At 55.8% G+C, this 14390-nt stretch carries 16 protein-coding genes; 8 read left to right on the top strand and 8 right to left on the bottom strand.

Annotation, left to right across the window (positions count from 1 at the left end; all coding sequences use genetic code 11):
* A partial coding sequence (locus WFP70_RS26865; protein WP_442956338.1) for an IS3 family transposase occupies positions 1 to 84 on the top strand: 84 nt, incomplete at its 5' end.
* A 55-nt stretch (positions 85 to 139) separates the two neighbouring features.
* On the opposite strand, the gene WFP70_RS26040 is transcribed toward WFP70_RS26865, so the two are convergent.
* Positions 140 to 325, bottom strand: a complete 186-nt coding sequence (locus WFP70_RS26040; RefSeq protein WP_034830477.1) for a hypothetical protein — start codon at positions 323 to 325, stop codon at positions 140 to 142.
* A gap of 213 nt (positions 326 to 538) precedes the next feature.
* Between WFP70_RS26040 and WFP70_RS26045 the strand changes: the two genes are divergently transcribed.
* Both WFP70_RS26045 and WFP70_RS26050 read left to right on the top strand, forming a co-directional pair.
* A complete protein-coding gene (locus WFP70_RS26045; RefSeq protein ID WP_007887091.1) occupies positions 539 to 709 on the top strand; it encodes a hypothetical protein in 171 nt (56 codons plus the stop codon).
* Between the two features lie 111 nt (positions 710 to 820).
* Positions 821 to 1054 carry a hypothetical protein gene (locus WFP70_RS26050; protein ID WP_224934193.1) on the top strand — a complete coding sequence of 78 codons (234 nt, stop codon included), beginning with the start codon at positions 821 to 823 and terminating at the stop codon, positions 1052 to 1054.
* A gap of 111 nt (positions 1055 to 1165) precedes the next feature.
* Here WFP70_RS26050 and yniD read toward each other — a convergent pair whose 3' ends face one another.
* From yniD to WFP70_RS26080, 6 genes are all read right to left on the bottom strand, one after another.
* Complete coding sequence (gene yniD, locus WFP70_RS26870; protein WP_097117533.1) at positions 1166 to 1273, bottom strand: small membrane protein YniD; 108 nt, start codon at positions 1271 to 1273, stop codon at positions 1166 to 1168.
* 78 nt (positions 1274 to 1351) lie between these two features.
* Complete coding sequence (locus WFP70_RS26060; protein ID WP_034830472.1) at positions 1352 to 1780, bottom strand: OsmC family protein; 429 nt, start codon at positions 1778 to 1780, stop codon at positions 1352 to 1354.
* Between the two features lie 66 nt (positions 1781 to 1846).
* Positions 1847 to 3037 (bottom strand): FMN-dependent L-lactate dehydrogenase LldD, encoded by a 1191-nt coding sequence (gene lldD / locus WFP70_RS26065; protein ID WP_160834019.1) that lies wholly within the window; start codon positions 3035 to 3037, stop codon positions 1847 to 1849.
* On the bottom strand, positions 3037 to 3822 hold the full coding sequence (gene lldR / locus WFP70_RS26070; RefSeq protein ID WP_034830467.1) for a transcriptional regulator LldR: 786 nt from the start codon (positions 3820 to 3822) through the stop codon (positions 3037 to 3039). Before lldR ends, lldD begins: the two co-directional genes overlap by 1 nt.
* The gene (gene lldP, locus WFP70_RS26075; RefSeq protein ID WP_160834020.1) at positions 3819 to 5468 is read right to left on the bottom strand and encodes an L-lactate permease; all 1650 of its coding nucleotides are present in this window, start codon (positions 5466 to 5468) and stop codon (positions 3819 to 3821) included. The genes lldR and lldP overlap by 4 nt, the downstream gene beginning before the upstream one ends.
* Positions 5469 to 5696: 228 nt before the next feature.
* Positions 5697 to 6866, bottom strand: a complete 1170-nt coding sequence (locus WFP70_RS26080; RefSeq protein WP_337024871.1) for a cyanate transporter — start codon at positions 6864 to 6866, stop codon at positions 5697 to 5699.
* 87 nt (positions 6867 to 6953) lie between these two features.
* Between WFP70_RS26080 and WFP70_RS26085 the strand changes: the two genes are divergently transcribed.
* Positions 6954 to 7814, top strand: a complete 861-nt coding sequence (locus WFP70_RS26085; RefSeq protein ID WP_160867964.1) for a LysR family transcriptional regulator — start codon at positions 6954 to 6956, stop codon at positions 7812 to 7814.
* A gap of 89 nt (positions 7815 to 7903) precedes the next feature.
* Positions 7904 to 9271, top strand: coding sequence for an amidohydrolase family protein (locus tag WFP70_RS26090; RefSeq protein WP_337024870.1), 1368 nt, complete (start codon positions 7904 to 7906; stop codon positions 9269 to 9271).
* Between the two features lie 78 nt (positions 9272 to 9349).
* Here the strand turns inward: WFP70_RS26090 and WFP70_RS26095 are convergent, their stop codons facing one another.
* Positions 9350 to 9547, bottom strand: a complete 198-nt coding sequence (locus WFP70_RS26095) for a hypothetical protein (protein WP_034825302.1) — start codon at positions 9545 to 9547, stop codon at positions 9350 to 9352.
* Positions 9548 to 9935: 388 nt separating this feature from the next.
* On the opposite strand from WFP70_RS26095, the gene dbpA reads away from it, so the two are divergent.
* The 3 genes from dbpA to WFP70_RS26110 all read left to right on the top strand — a co-directional run bounded on the left by dbpA (position 9936) and on the right by WFP70_RS26110 (position 14261).
* Positions 9936 to 11315, top strand: a complete 1380-nt coding sequence (dbpA, locus tag WFP70_RS26100; RefSeq protein WP_337024869.1) for an ATP-dependent RNA helicase DbpA — start codon at positions 9936 to 9938, stop codon at positions 11313 to 11315.
* A 126-nt stretch (positions 11316 to 11441) separates the two neighbouring features.
* Positions 11442 to 12404, top strand: coding sequence for a chemotaxis protein (locus tag WFP70_RS26105; protein WP_034825306.1), 963 nt, complete (start codon positions 11442 to 11444; stop codon positions 12402 to 12404).
* Between the two features lie 300 nt (positions 12405 to 12704).
* Positions 12705 to 14261, top strand: a complete 1557-nt coding sequence (locus WFP70_RS26110; protein WP_166933664.1) for a methyl-accepting chemotaxis protein — start codon at positions 12705 to 12707, stop codon at positions 14259 to 14261.
* Positions 14262 to 14390 lie beyond the last annotated feature (129 nt).

The following is a 14390-nucleotide window of genomic DNA, read 5'->3' on the forward strand; positions in this document are numbered from 1 at the left end:
TACAACTACGAACGGATCAAGACGGGGTTAGGTGGACTGAGTCCGGTACAATACCGAACTCAGTACCAACAGGCGATGTTATAACTGTCCAGGTTAAGGGGTTCACTTCAGAGATTGCGCTGTTTTCAGAATAAAAGCATCAGGAAATGGCCGAGTCTTTGTGTTTGTCCGCCTCAAAATGGGCTTTGAACTGCTCGTAAATTGAAATCATGTTTGAAGCATCGCCTTGCATTGGGCTGAGTTTGCCTGCGCGCACCAGTTCAATCACCAGTTGCAGCGCGGCTTGTTTTGGGCTGCTGGCCGGATGGGCAATTTCGTTCAACATTGGTTACTCACTCATCATTTTTGTCAGGGCCGCACAGTTTAGCCCAGATTGTACTGCTGTTGTGCGTCCGTCTGGTTATAATCTCGCCGTTCGCACCACCAGGCCGCTCAGGGTGATCATTGACTCTCGTGCCGTTTGGCTATACTGGATTAAAAAAAGGAACGAACAGCCACTGCTTCCGTATCATCAGGAACGTGTTAAAGGAGTCCAATCATGCTGATTGGTTTTGTGTTGTTAGTGAGCGCGTGTGGACATGATGCCTGTGACGCCTTACCCGTGTCAGAACGTATCTACCCAACCAAAGTGGCCTGTGAGCAAATGGCCGACCGCATCCATAAAGTTCGGCCGAATGTGGTCCTGCTGTGCGGGGAAGTGCACCGTTAATTCGGTGCCAGTTTTATTTGAACTGTACAAAAATAAGCCAGGCGGCATTGCAAGATTGGCGCATAGCGTCCAAAATATAAGCTGCTTTACACTATTACCGTTGTGAATCCCATGAAGACTACTCGCCCCCGTCGTCCAAACGGACGCTGGGTTTATTACATTTTGTATGATGGCATTCTCTGGCCCTGCCCGGTGCGCTGGGAGTGGGAGAGCAGCTTTGAAGGCTGGTTGCCATTCTACTACTCGCCGACCTTTGAGTTTGTGGCGGGCGACCCACGCAAGGCCTATCGCATTGCGCGCAGCAGTGTGCGTAACGTTCGTCAGCCAGACAGCGAATACGCCTGAATCAACCGAGCTGCCACGGTAACCAGCTGGCGGTCAGCAGATAGTGCACCCCTTCCAGCACCAAAATCACCATCACTAGCACGCCGAGCTTATGGCGGCAGATCCAGTCTTTCAGCCCCATATCATGGCCGCCCAGCGAATCAGCATCAGCGCGCCGCAGATGCACAGCAGCACCACAATCATTTTCCAGTGTTTAGTTGCAGCCAGTTTTTTCCCCACGCATCCTCCAGACGGCAGAAAGCAACGATGCGCCCTAAGGCGCATCGCTATTCTACCGCTGGTAACCCGTAAGGGCGATTAATTATTCAGCGTGTAGTCCAGGCTAATCTCGGCATTAAGCACCTGAGATACCGGACAGCCCGCTTTGGCTTTCTGAATAATCTCATCAAATTTGGCACTGTCGATGCCCGGCAGCGCAATGGTGCTGGTCAGGGCAATTTTGGTAATGGCGAAACCTTCACCTTTCTTGTCCAGTGATACATCCGCCGTGGTATCAATACTTTTTGGCGGATGGCCAGCCTGACCCAGCATCAGCGACAGCGCCATGGAGAAGCACGCCGCATGTGCAGCACCGATCAGCTCTTCCGGATTGGTGCCCTTCTCACCCTCAAAGCGGGTATTGAAGCCATAAGGCTGGTTGCTCAGCACGCCACTTTCGGTGCTCACCGTACCCTTGCCTTTGATGTCGCCTTCCCAATGGGCCGATCCTTTCTTATGAATGGTCATGTCATTCCTCCTGTTAGTCAGACAGCAGTCAGTATAGACAACGCCTCTCATTTTGCTTTCCGCAACTCAGCTCACGGCACGTGGTCGAGCCGGATGTAAACCCGCTTCGCTCAGCAGCGCATTCGCCTGCACCAGCGAGTCCTGGGTAATCTCGGCAATGGTTTTGGCCCCGGTCAGCGTCATCGCCACTTTCATCTCTTTTTCGATCAAATTCAGCAAATTCTCAACGCCACGCTGACCATGCGTCGCCAGTGCATAGATAAAGGCGCGGCCCAGCAGGACAGTGTCTGCACCGAGGGCGATCATGCGCACCACATCCAACCCGTTGCGGATACCGCTGTCGGCCAGAATGGCAATATCGCCTTTCACGGCGTCTGCAATGGCGGGCAGTGCGCGCGCCGATGACAGCACACCATCCAGCTGGCGTCCGCCATGGTTAGAGACCACAATGCCGTCCGCGCCGAAGCGCACCGCATCACGGGCATCTTCCGGATCCAGTATGCCTTTGATCACCATTGGGCCATCCCAAAACTCACGAATCCACTCCAGATCTTTCCATGAGATCGACGGATCAAAGTTATTGGCCAGCCAGCCAATGTAATCTTCCAGCCCCGTAGGTTTACCGAGATAGGCTGAGATATTACCGAGATCGTGCGGACGGCCATGCAGCCCCACATCCCACGCCCACTGCGGATGCGTTACCGCCTGCCAGTAGCGACGCATCGCCGCGTTTGGCCCACTCATGCCCGAATGCGCATCGCGATAGCGTGCGCCCGGTGTCGGCATATCCACAGTAAAGACCAGTGTCGAGCAGCCCGCCGCTTTCGCGCGTTCCAGTGCGTTACGCATGAAGCCACGATCGCGCAGCACATACAGCTGGAACCACATCGGACGATTAATGGCTGGCGCTACCTCTTCAATCGGGCACAGCGATACCGTGGAGAGCGTGAACGGAATACCTTTCAGTGCCGCTGCACGCGCGGCCTGCACTTCCCCGCGTCGCGCGTACATGCCGCACAAACCCACGGGCGCTAACGCAACCGGCATCGACAGCGTTTCGTTGAACAGTTTGGTTTCCAGACTGAGATCGGACATGTTCTTCAGCACCCGCTGACGCAGCGCCACGTCCGACAGATCGGACACATTGCGCTTCAGGGTGTGTTCGGCATACGCGCCGCCGTCAAGGTAGTGGAACAGGAACGGGGGCAGGATGCGTTGCGCTGCGGCGCGATAGTCACTGGCTGCAGAGATGATCATCAGTTTTTTTCCTTACGATTATCCAGGGATTCGCCTGGCAAGCGGGTAATGCGCGCCTGCCGGGCTTCATCTTCATGGAGCGATTTCAAGGTGGTATGTACAAAGCCGAGGTGATCCATCGCCGCCTGGCGTGCCGCCTCGGCATCACCGGCCATCACCGCATCGAACATCGCCTGGTGCTGTTCATTCAGGCGATTAAAAATCACCGGCTGGGTGTACATGCGCTGGCGGCTGTGCAGTACCGAAGACTGCAGCAAATCGAAGAAACCACGCATGGTTTGCAGCAGCACCACATTGTGCGAGGCCTCAGCGATGGCGAGATGGAAGCGCAGGTCGGCCTGCGCCGCGATATCGGGATCATCGCAGTCGTGCATCTTGAGCAGAGCATCAAAAGCGAGGCGCAGCTTCTCTTTATCCGCTTCAGTGGCACGCAAGGCGGCGTGCCAGGCGGTGCTGGCTTCGATGGCGTGGCGCGCTTCCAGAATATCCCAGCGATAATCGGGATCGTCCGCCAGCAGTTGGCGAATCGGCTCAACAATACGCTGTTCCGACCAGGGCTCCTGCGGCTCACACAGCCAGGTACCGCCGCCGCGTTTACTGATTAACACGCCGCTACTGATCAGCTGCTGAATCGCCTCACGCAATGATGAGCGTGACACACCGAACTCAGCGGCCAGCTGGCGCTCGGCCGGTAAGCGCATACCCGGCTCCAGCTGGTGTTCCTCAATCCAGGCGAGCAATCGCGCCCGTAGCGTTTCCGCTAATCGCGGCGTGTTTTCTGTCATGGAATCATCCAGGTTAAGACATAAGCTTGCAGCGTTGTGATCACCCCCACCATGCAGGTGAAGATCAGACTGTGTTTAACGGTAAAGCGGAACAGATCCGACTCTTTACCCACCAGCCCCACGGCGGCGCAGGCGATGGCGATCGACTGAGGTGAAATCATCTTACCCGTCACGCCACCCGTGGTGTTGGCGGCCACCAGCAGCACATCCGACACACCAATCTGCTGCGCGGTGGTGGCCTGCAACGCCGCGAACAACGCATTTGAAGAGGTATCAGATCCTGTCAGAAACACGCCAAGCCAGCCAAGGAACGGCGAGAAGAAAGTAAAGGCATTGCCGGTGTGCGCCAGCGCTAAGGCCAGTGTGGCAGACAATCCGGAGTAGTTGGAGATAAAGGCGAAGGCCAGCACCATACCGATGGAGTAGATGGGCAGTGCCAGTTCTTTCAGCGTTTCACCGAAGGTCTGGATCGCCGCAGCGGGCTTCATACGCAGCCAGATCACGGACAGCACCGCCGCCACGATAATCGCTGTACCGGTGGCTGACAGCACATCAAACTTGAAGATGGCCGCATAAGGCGTTGCCGCACTCACCACCGGCGGCATACGTGCCACCAGCTCATGCAGCAGCGGTACCGGAACGCTGAACACCCAGTCATACATCACGCCACCTTTAGCAAACAGCGCCTTGAACGGCGGAATGCTCCACAGAGTGACGGTAGCCGTGAGGAACAGGAATGGCATCCACGCGCGCACAATCTGGCCCAGCGTATAGCGCTGAGAGGTTTGCGTCGGGTCAACGGCGGTTTTCTCATCGAAACGGAAAATACGTACTGGCTTCCAGCGGCGCAGGAACAGCGTGAGGCAGATAAGAGAGGCCAGTGACGAGATGATGTCCGGCAATTCCGGGCCAAGGAAGTTGGAGCTGAGGAACTGCGCAATGGCAAACGATCCACCCGCGACGATCACTGCTGGCCATGTTTCCTTGATACCGCGCCAGCCATCCATAATCGCCATGATCCAGAACAGCACAATGAGGGTCAGGAACGGCAATTGACGCCCGGCCATCTGGCCAATCTGGAAGCTGTCGAGTCCGGTGACTTGCCCGGCGACAATAATCGGAATCCCCATCGCACCAAAGGCTACTGGCGCGGTGTTGACGATCAAGCATAAGCCAGCCGCGTACAGCGGATTAAAGCCCAATCCCACCAGCAGGGCTGCGGTGATTGCCACCGGTGCGCCAAAACCCGCCGCCCCTTCGAGAAACGCGCCGAAGGAGAATCCGACGATCAGCATCTGCAAGCGCTGATCGGGTGTGATGGAGAGGATCGAAGCACGGATGATGTCGAATTGCCCGGTTTTCACCGAGATTTTATACACAAATACTGCCGCGACGATGATCCAGGCGATTGGCCACAGGCCGTACAGGAAGCCATAGACCACGGAAGCCAGCGCCTGGCCCAGCGGCATGCCATACAGGAACAGCGCCACCAGCAGTGCAATCACCACCGTGGCGGTGCCCGCCTGATAGCCTTTCAGCTTGAGCTTCAGCAGGGCGAAGAAGAAGAACACAATCGGGATCACCGCCACCAGGCTGGAGAGCCACAGATTGTTGAGAGGATCGTAGTTTTGTTGCCACACCGGCATGCCGTTATCTCCAGAGGTTACCAGATGAGTGCAGCGCAACGGCAATGCAGGTTTGCGCCGCAGGTCTTGCCCTTCTGCTCACTGAAATTGGTAGGACCAAATTGCAGTGTGGGGCTTTCTGGCTCCAGATAGTTAATGCATTGTTAACCTAAAGCAACGAGGTTGGGGTTATTATTCGTGTTATGTGACGATGTGGCAACATTTAAATCGTTTTGGTAGGACCAATCATCATTCTGTCTGACCAAAGGCCCGACGATAACTGTGGGGATGAAAGCGAAGATTCAGCACGATCAATCCCACCGTTACGGCGCCCTGCATCATCCACACGCTGGTAAAACTGTGCGTCAGCACCTGCAACTGACCGGCGATAAACGGCATACACCCGGCGATGATGAAACCTGCGCCCTGCATAAACGCCACCAGGCGTGCACCCGCCTGCGGATGTGGCAGGTGATCGAGCGCCAGCACCATCGCCAGCGGGAACGCAGCCCCTAAACCAAATCCGGCAATCGCCGCCCACAACCATGGCGCCAGCAGGGGAGCAAACAGGAAACCGCACATACCGACCAGCTGGCAAACCAGACTGATGATCAGCTGTGGACGACGATCCGCCTTGCGCGCCAGCAAGGGCATCAATAATGCGCCAGCCACCTGGCAAAGGATCATCACCCCCAGTAACGAGCCGCCCGCCTGTGCTGACCAGCCAAGGTGGTGATAAGCATCCGGAAGCCAGGCGACGCAGGTGGCATAGCCGCCATTGACCAGGCCAAAACTGAGTGCCAGCGACCAGGCGCGCGGTTTGCGCCATAGCGAGGGCATAGATACCGACTCTGCGCTTTGCGCCATCGGCACACGCACGATCCACCACAGCACAATCGCCAGCAATACGGGCAGTGCCCAACCGGTGAGCGCCAGTGACCAGCCGAAATGCGCACTGAGCCACGGCGAGAGGGCTGCCCCCAATCCTCCGCCGCCCATTAACGCGCCCGCCCACAACCCGGTAACGGGGGCGCTGCGCTGGGCAAAGCGCTGGCGGATCAACCCTGGCATCGCCATCTGCACCACGCCAACCCCCAGCCCGGCAAAAAGCGCGCTGACCACCAGCCATTGCCCGTCGTGAATCACACCGCGTGCGGCCAGCGCCAGCAGCAGCAGAACCAGCCCGGCGATCAACAAACGTTGCAGCGGAACACGTTGCATCAGGGAGGCACTGAGTAGCGCCACCGCGCCCATCATCACCATCGGTACGGCGGGTAACAACGAAGCGGCAATGGAAGAGAGGCTCATGGCCTGGCGCAGTTCGCCCAGCAATGGGCTAACAGAAGTCAGTAACGGACGCATATTGAGCCCGGCCAGCACCAAAGCGGCGAGCGTCAATCCGTTGGAATGTCGGTTCATACACAATCCTGCAGTAGAAAGGTTGTCAGGGTCGCAGCAATGGTTACTATTTGGAAATGAAATAACACCATAGCGATCAGTGGAAAAATGAATCGTCAGCCGATGTTTACGCCGCAGCAGTTACTCAGTTTTGTTGCGGTATGCGAAACCGCCAGCTTTACGCGCGCCGCCGACCGCGTGCATCTATCGCAATCCACCGTCAGCCAGCAGGTGCGCCGCCTTGAAGAGATGATTGGCAAAGCGCTGCTGGAGCGTACCTCGCATCAGGTGGTATTGACCGAAGAGGGAGAGAAATTACTGGGCTATGCCCGCCGCATTATTGCGCTCAACGGTGAAGCGCACGATGTGCTGAGCGACAAGTGGCGTGATGGCGTCCTGCGTCTTGGCGTGCCAGAGGATTTTGCTGCCCCCACCGCAGCACTGCTGGCACAGTTTAGTCGCGAACATCCGCAGCTGCGCCTCGACGTAATGAGCGGCATGTATGTCGACTTGCATCGTGCGTGGCAGCGAGAAGAGCTGGATATCATGCTGATCAAGCAACCCGGCGGTGAACGCCCATTGGCAGCGCGACCGGAACCCCTGCTGTGGCTGGACAGCGCCGAACACCCCTGCTTTGAGCAGACGCCAGTGCCGCTGGTGGTATTTCCCCAGCAGGGACTGTATCGCGAGGAGATGTGTCAGACGCTGGATGCGCTGGGCCGCAGCTGGCGCATCAGCTACAGCAGCGCCAGTCTGGTGGCACTCGCCAGTGCCAGCGCGGCCGGATTAGGTTTAACGCTGCTGCCTGCCAGTTGTCGCCTGCCCGGCCATCGTGTGCTGGACGAAGCCGCAGGCTTACCGCCGATCAGCCACTTTGAGCTGGCGCTGTTTTGCCGCTCTCCACAGGATGATTTGCAACAGGCGCTGGCCGTGGCGTTAGTGGAATTTGGCCAGTTAAAGTGGCAGTGATTTTTCCACTGCTCAGCAGTGGGAAATATCGCAGCGCCGCAGCCCGGGTTTTGCCAGATTAACGTTTTCCTTGTTGACTGGAGCCTCTGATGCACCTCACTTCACCTAGCCGTCGCGATTTCATTAGCCAGGGCGTCCGCCTCACCGCAGCCGGAAGCCTACTGGCTGCCGGCATGAGCGCCGCCGCTCCCTCACACTCTTCTGCCGCAGCGCCAATCTCTACGCCGCCGCCGCGCGTGGATCATTACCAATTGCTCAACGTACGACTCGAGGAAGGCTTTGAGCGTGAGGGCAACGACATCATCGCGACGCGTACTGCGCTTTACGATATCACCGTCAAAGACGGCAAATTTGCCGCCATCGAAGCCGCTGGTAAAGCGCGCAACGCCGACATTCCGCAGTGGGATGCCGAAGGCTCGCTGCTGTTGCCACGCACCCGCGACATGCACATCCACCTGGACAAAACATTTTACAGCGGCCCCTGGCAAGCCCCACGTCCGCGCCAGGGCAAAACCATCATGGATATGATCGCCCGTGAGCAGGTATTAATCCCGCAGTTGCTCCCAACCTCGCAGGCGCGTGCCGAAGCTTTGATCGGTTTGCTGCACAGTAAAGGCACCACCGAAGCACGCAGCCACTGCAACATTGATCCGGTGAGTGGCCTAAAAAGCCTGGAGCATCTGAAGCTGGCGCTGGCGAACCACCCCGAATTTCCCTGTGAAATTGTCGCCTTCCCACAGCACGGTTTACTGCATTCCAAAGTGGATGGCCTGATGCGCGAAGCGATGCAGATGGGCGTGCAGTACGTTGGCGGATTGGATCCCACCAATGTGGATGGCGCGATGCAGGCCTCGCTGGATGCCATGTTCCAGATTGCGCTCGATTTTGATCGTGGCGTCGATATCCATCTGCACGAAACCGCACCTTCTGGCGTGGCGGCCATTCAGTATATGGTGGACACCATCGCGAAGAACCCGCCGCTCAAAGGCAGAGTGACGCTGAGCCATGGCTTTGCGCTGGCCACGCTGGAAGGCAAAACGCTAGATAAGATGATTGCAGGCATGGCTGAACAACAGATGAGTGTGGCGTCCACCATCCCCATCGGCAAACTCACCATGCCGTTACCGCAATTGCAGGCCGCGGGCATCACGGTAATGACCGGCACCGACAGCGTGATCGATCACTGGTCACCGTTTGGCACCGGCAGCATGCTGGAGAAAGCCAACCTGTATGCACAACTCTATCGCGGTTCGGATGAGTTTGGTTTGAGCCGGGCACTGCACATTGCCACCGGCGGCATCTTGCCGCTATCGAACCAGGGCGAGCGCCAGTGGCCAAAAGTCCAGGATGACGCCAGCATGATGCTGGTTGAGGCGAGCTGCTCCGCTGAGGCTGTCGCCCGCATCTCGCTGGTACGAGCCACCTTCCACAGCGGTATGCCGGTGTTCAGCGTCTGAGATCAAAAAAGCCTCCTTACGGAGGCTTGATGAACGGTAAATGCAGGGGCGGCAAGCGCCCCATACGAGTTGCTGGATTTACGATAACATCTGAATAGCCAGCGCATACAAACGCTGGTTTTCATCGTCGCTAGCTGGCTCTTCTTCCGCGTAACAGGCAATCATGGAGCTGACTTTATCCGAAGATAAGGTCTCTCCGTGCAGATGCAGGGTTAACACGGCGCGGCCGACGATTTTCAGAATGTCTTCGTTTTGTCCCTGGACGTAAAGACTCAAAGTGGACCTCTGAATATATTATTGTTTGCCAAATGGCGCGCCAAATATAAAGCAAAACGGCAGGTTATTTTAATCGGAATTTTACCCATCTTAAGTGACACATAAGCGTAACATAGACAAAAACAGGTCAAAAAGACGCTACATAGTCCCTTTATCAACGCTAATTGCACCTTTTCATTCAGGAAAGACGTTTCACATCTTTTGAAGCAACCGGTCACAAAGAATAAAATGATTAGAATTTTACACCTATTAAAGGCGAAAATTTAATCAAACGATCATCACGCTAATTGATTTCAATATGTTATCAATTGCGCGATTTGCATTGCCGATAGCAGCCCTTTCTGCGAGACTGACCGCCGCAATCCTGACCGCTATTTGAGACATTCCCGTGACCGCTTTTTCTACCCTGACGCAACTCCCTGCCAGCCAACTCGACAACCTGCGCGAGATGGGCTTCGACGCCATGACACCTATCCAGGCGGCTTCATTGCCCGCCATTCTTGAAGGGCGCGATGTGCGTGCGCAGGCGAAAACCGGCAGCGGTAAAACGGCAGCCTTTGGTATTGGCTTGCTGCAGCGCATTGACAACACCCGCACCCAAACTCAGGCGTTGATTCTGTGTCCAACGCGTGAACTGGCCGATCAGGTGAGTAATGTGCTGCGTCAGCTGGCACGTTTTACCCGCAACATCAAAATATTGACGCTGTGCGGCGGTCAACCGATGAGTGCGCAGCGCGATTCGCTGGTGCACGCACCGCATATTGTGGTCGGCACGCCGGGCCGTATCCTTGATCACCTGAAGCGCGACAACCTCGATCTCAACGCACTGCAAACGCTGGTGTTAGATGAAGCCGATCGCATGCTGGAGATGGGCTTCCGCGACGATATGGAAGCGATCATTGGTTTCACACCGGATGCACGCCAGACGCTGCTGTTCTCTGCCACCTGGCCGGATACCATCGCCAGCCTCAGCCAGCGTTTCCAGCGCGATGCATTGGCCGTGGCCACGGAAGACAAAGCGGAACTGCCTGCTATTGAACAGCAATTTATCGAAGCCAGCGTCAGTGAGCGTGGCAATCTGCTCAGTGCCCTGCTCAGCCAGCAGCAGCCCGCTTCTTGCGTGGTGTTCTGTAATACCAAACGTGAGTGTGATGACGTCGCAGCGGCATTGAACGATCGTCAAATCAGTGCACTGGCACTGCATGGCGATCTGGAGCAGCGCGATCGTGAACGTGTGCTGATCCGTTTTGCCAACGGCAGCATCCGCGTGCTGATTGCCACCGACGTGGCTGCACGCGGACTGGATATCAAATCGCTGGCGTTAGTGGTGAACTTCCAACTGGCGTGGGATCCTGAAGTGCATATCCATCGCATCGGTCGTACCGGTCGTGCAGGCGAAAAAGGACTGGCGGTCAGCTTCGTCGCGCCCGATGAAATGGTGCGTGCTAATGCGCTGGAAGAGTATCTGAGCCAGAAACTCAACTGGGTTTCCTCCGCTACCCTGAAAGGGAAAGCGGCGCAAGCTCTGCCTGCCACCAAAATGACGCTGTGCATTGATGGTGGTCGTAAAGCCAAAATCCGCCCTGGCGATATCCTCGGCGCGCTCACCGGTGAAGCCGGATTCAGCGCTGATCAAATCGGTAAGATCGACCTGACGCAAACCCACGCTTATGTGGCGATCGATGCCGCACAAGCGAAGAAAGCGCTGATCAAGCTGAAAGAAGGCAAGATCAAAGGCAAAAGCGTCCGCGCCATCCTGCTGAAGTAATCCCCTATGCGCGAGGGTATCCACTCTCGCGCTAAATTTTCTGCCCCGCCCCTTCATTTTTTTTCCGCGCTGCCGATAAGTTAATCATTGCCCCTTTACCCAGCCCAGATTCCGCTTGAGGCCATGATGGATAATTTTCAGAAAGAGATCGATGAACGCGCTAACCTTGCGCTTTCCAATAAATTCGAACTGCTGCTGTTCCGCCTGGGTTCCGATCAGCTGAAAGGCAAATCTGAGCTATACGGCATTAACGTGTTTAAACTGCGCGAAATCGTACCGATGCCCACCATTACCCGTGCAGCGGGTATGCAGTCACCGCTGCTCGGTATGGCCAGCATTCGTGGTCAGTTTATCCCGGTCATCGATCTTCCTGCCGTTACCGGCTGCAAACCGGAAACCGGCCTCAATCTGCTGCTGGTGACCGAATATGCGCGCAGCACCCAGGCCTTCGCGGTGGAGTCGGTGGAGAATATCGTCCGTCTCGACTGGAACCAGGTGCACACTGCCGAAGCCGGCATTGGCAGCCGCAATATCACCAGTATCGCCTGCCTCGATACCGACGGTCAGAGCAACAATCTGGCAATGGTGCTGGACGTTGAGCAGATTCTGTATGACATCATCCCTTCGGTGCGTGGCGTTGAGCCAAGTGCTGAGACGGCGAAAGATTTCAACCTCAAGCCTGGCCAGGTGGCGATTGTCGCGGAAGACTCCAAAGTGGCGCGTCAGTTGCTGGAACAGGGTCTGAAAAGCATGGGCATTCCGGCCATCATGCATAACACCGGTCTGGAAGCCTGGATCAAAATTAACGAGATGCAGAAAGAAGCCGCAGCGGCAGGCGAGTCGATCCACGACAAAATCGCGCTAGTGTTAACCGATCTGGAAATGCCAGAGATGGATGGCTTTACCCTGACGCGTAATATCAAACGTGATGATGCATTGCGTCAGATTCCGGTGGTGATCCACTCCTCGCTCTCCGGCAGTGCCAACGAAGACCACGTGCGTAAAGTCGGTGCCGATGGCTATGTGGCGAAATTTGAGATTAATGAATTGTCGAGCGTGATCCATCGCGTGCTGGAAAAGAAACGTTAATCCTTTCTAATCTCACCTACCTCCCTATAAGGCGCGTTATTCGCGCCTTTTTTACGTCCTGCCTTCCCTGATAAAACCGATCCACTCATTAATCATGTTAACGGTTTTGTGACGCACCTCTAAAAAATTAAAGTTAAAACATTAACAACCGATAACTGATAGCGCTTGAACCGGTGCTGCCATACCAGATTAATTACGCCCGGAAAGTATCTTTACCTTATAAAACATCAGCCTGATGCGGGCCCTCAGCCTGCTTTTCCGTCTTGAAAACAACACTATTTAGCATTACGGGGAGAACCAATGTTGAGCTTAAAGAATATGAAAGTGGGCGTCCGTTTAGGGATAGCCTTCGCACTTGTTGTGGCCCTTCTGGGGGTAGTCGGTGTGACGTCGATTATGAAAATCAACAACATTAAAAACGGCATCACCTCCATTGTGGAAGACCGCTATGTCAAAGTCCGTCTGGGTTTTGACGTGCGCGATGGTGTGAACGATCAGATCAAATACTTACGCGGCATGGTGATTGATACGCTGCGCCCGGAAAACAACGTACAGCGTTTTAAGCAGCTGGATGAGGCAACCGAGCGCACCAACAGCGCCATGAAAAAGATCGAAGCCATTCAGGTTACCGAAATCGGTAAAAAGAAAATCGCCGGTCTGCTGGCCGCCAGCCAGCTGTTTGAGCAGCAAAAGAATGAAGTGTTGGACTTAGTGCGCGCAGGAAAACTGGATGAGGCGAGCACGTTTGTGCTGAAAAAAATCACCAGCACCCAGAATACCTTCCTTGATAGTGCGGTGGCTTTCGCCAACTCACAGTCCGATCAGCTGCGCAAAGAAGGCACTGGCATTATTGATGACGGCTCGACTGCGATTGAAATCACGCTGATCTTCTCAGCCATCGCGATTGCTGCCTCTGTGCTGCTGGGCTTTATGTTGACGCGCTCAATTGTCCGCCCGTTAAATGAAGCGGTAGGCATCGCCGAGAAAGTCGCGGCGGGCGATCTCAGCTCGCACATTGAAGTCAGCGGCAAAGATGAAACCGCCGTGCTGATGCAGGCACTGCAGGCGATGAACGATAACCTGCTGACCATCGTGTCCAACGTACGCGCCGGTTCTGACACCATTGCCGTGGCCTCAAATCAAATCTCCAGCGGTAACATTGATCTCTCATCCCGTACCGAGCAGCAGGCCAGCTCGCTGGAAGAGACCGCCTCCGCCATGGAGCAGATGACCGCCACCGTGAAGCACAACGCTGATAACGCGCGTGAAGCTAATCAGCTGGTTGCCACGACCTCAACGGTCGCCAAAGAGGGCGGCGTGGTGATGGAGCAGGTCATCGAGAAGATGGAAGCCATCACCCTTTCCTCGAAGAAGATCGTCGATATCATCAGCGTCATCGATTCTATTGCTTTCCAGACCAATATCCTGTCCCTGAACGCCGCGGTGGAAGCCGCTCGCGCCGGTGAACAAGGCCGCGGATTTGCCGTGGTCGCCACCGAAGTACGTAATCTGGCGCAGCGCTCCGCCTCTGCCGCGAAAGAGATCAAAGTCCTGATTGAAGACTCAGTCTCGAAAGTGGATGAAGGCAGCCGTCTGGTGACGCACGCGGGAACCACCATTGGTGAAGTGGTGAACAGCGTGAAGAGCGTGGCGGATATCATGAGTGAAATTACCATTGCCAGCAGCGAGCAGAGCAGTGGTATTAGTGAGATCAATCTGGCCATAACCCAGATGGAAGCGGTCACTCAGCAGAATGCCGCGTTGGTGCAGGAAGCCTCTGCCGCTTCACAAGCGTTGCAGGAACAGGCCGATCGTCTGGCGCAGTCAATGAGCGTCTTCAAGACCGCGGCAGTGTAAGACAGAGCGGCGCGAGGAGTGAAGTGAACCCCGAAAGTTGGACACCATTCCAACGAGTAGGGGGAACTACAATGAGCAGTCGTAAGCATTCACCGGAATTTAAAAAACAGGCCGTTCTGCATCTTCTCA

The sequence above is a fragment of the Pantoea sp. USMM079 genome (genome assembly GCF_037153115.1).
Taxonomy (GTDB): Bacteria; Pseudomonadota; Gammaproteobacteria; order Enterobacterales; family Enterobacteriaceae; genus Pantoea; species Pantoea communis.

Excerpts from the sequence above, each read along its gene's own strand:
- WFP70_RS26040 (WP_034830477.1), bottom strand. The coding sequence starts at position 325 with ATGTTGAACGAAATTGCCCATCCGGCCAGCAGCCCAAAACAAGCCGCG.
- WFP70_RS26045 (WP_007887091.1), top strand. The coding sequence starts at position 539 with ATGCTGATTGGTTTTGTGTTGTTAGTGAGCGCGTGTGGACATGATGCC.
- WFP70_RS26050 (WP_224934193.1), top strand. The coding sequence starts at position 821 with ATGAAGACTACTCGCCCCCGTCGTCCAAACGGACGCTGGGTTTATTAC.
- WFP70_RS26060 (WP_034830472.1), bottom strand. The coding sequence starts at position 1,780 with ATGACCATTCATAAGAAAGGATCGGCCCATTGGGAAGGCGACATCAAA.
- lldD (WP_160834019.1), bottom strand. The coding sequence starts at position 3,037 with ATGATCATCTCTGCAGCCAGTGACTATCGCGCCGCAGCGCAACGCATC.
- lldR (WP_034830467.1), bottom strand. The coding sequence starts at position 3,822 with ATGACAGAAAACACGCCGCGATTAGCGGAAACGCTACGGGCGCGATTG.
- lldP (WP_160834020.1), bottom strand. The coding sequence starts at position 5,468 with ATGCCGGTGTGGCAACAAAACTACGATCCTCTCAACAATCTGTGGCTC.
- WFP70_RS26080 (WP_337024871.1), bottom strand. The coding sequence starts at position 6,866 with ATGAACCGACATTCCAACGGATTGACGCTCGCCGCTTTGGTGCTGGCC.
- WFP70_RS26085 (WP_160867964.1), top strand. The coding sequence starts at position 6,954 with ATGAATCGTCAGCCGATGTTTACGCCGCAGCAGTTACTCAGTTTTGTT.
- WFP70_RS26090 (WP_337024870.1), top strand. The coding sequence starts at position 7,904 with ATGCACCTCACTTCACCTAGCCGTCGCGATTTCATTAGCCAGGGCGTC.
- WFP70_RS26105 (WP_034825306.1), top strand. The coding sequence starts at position 11,442 with ATGGATAATTTTCAGAAAGAGATCGATGAACGCGCTAACCTTGCGCTT.
- WFP70_RS26110 (WP_166933664.1), top strand. The coding sequence starts at position 12,705 with ATGTTGAGCTTAAAGAATATGAAAGTGGGCGTCCGTTTAGGGATAGCC.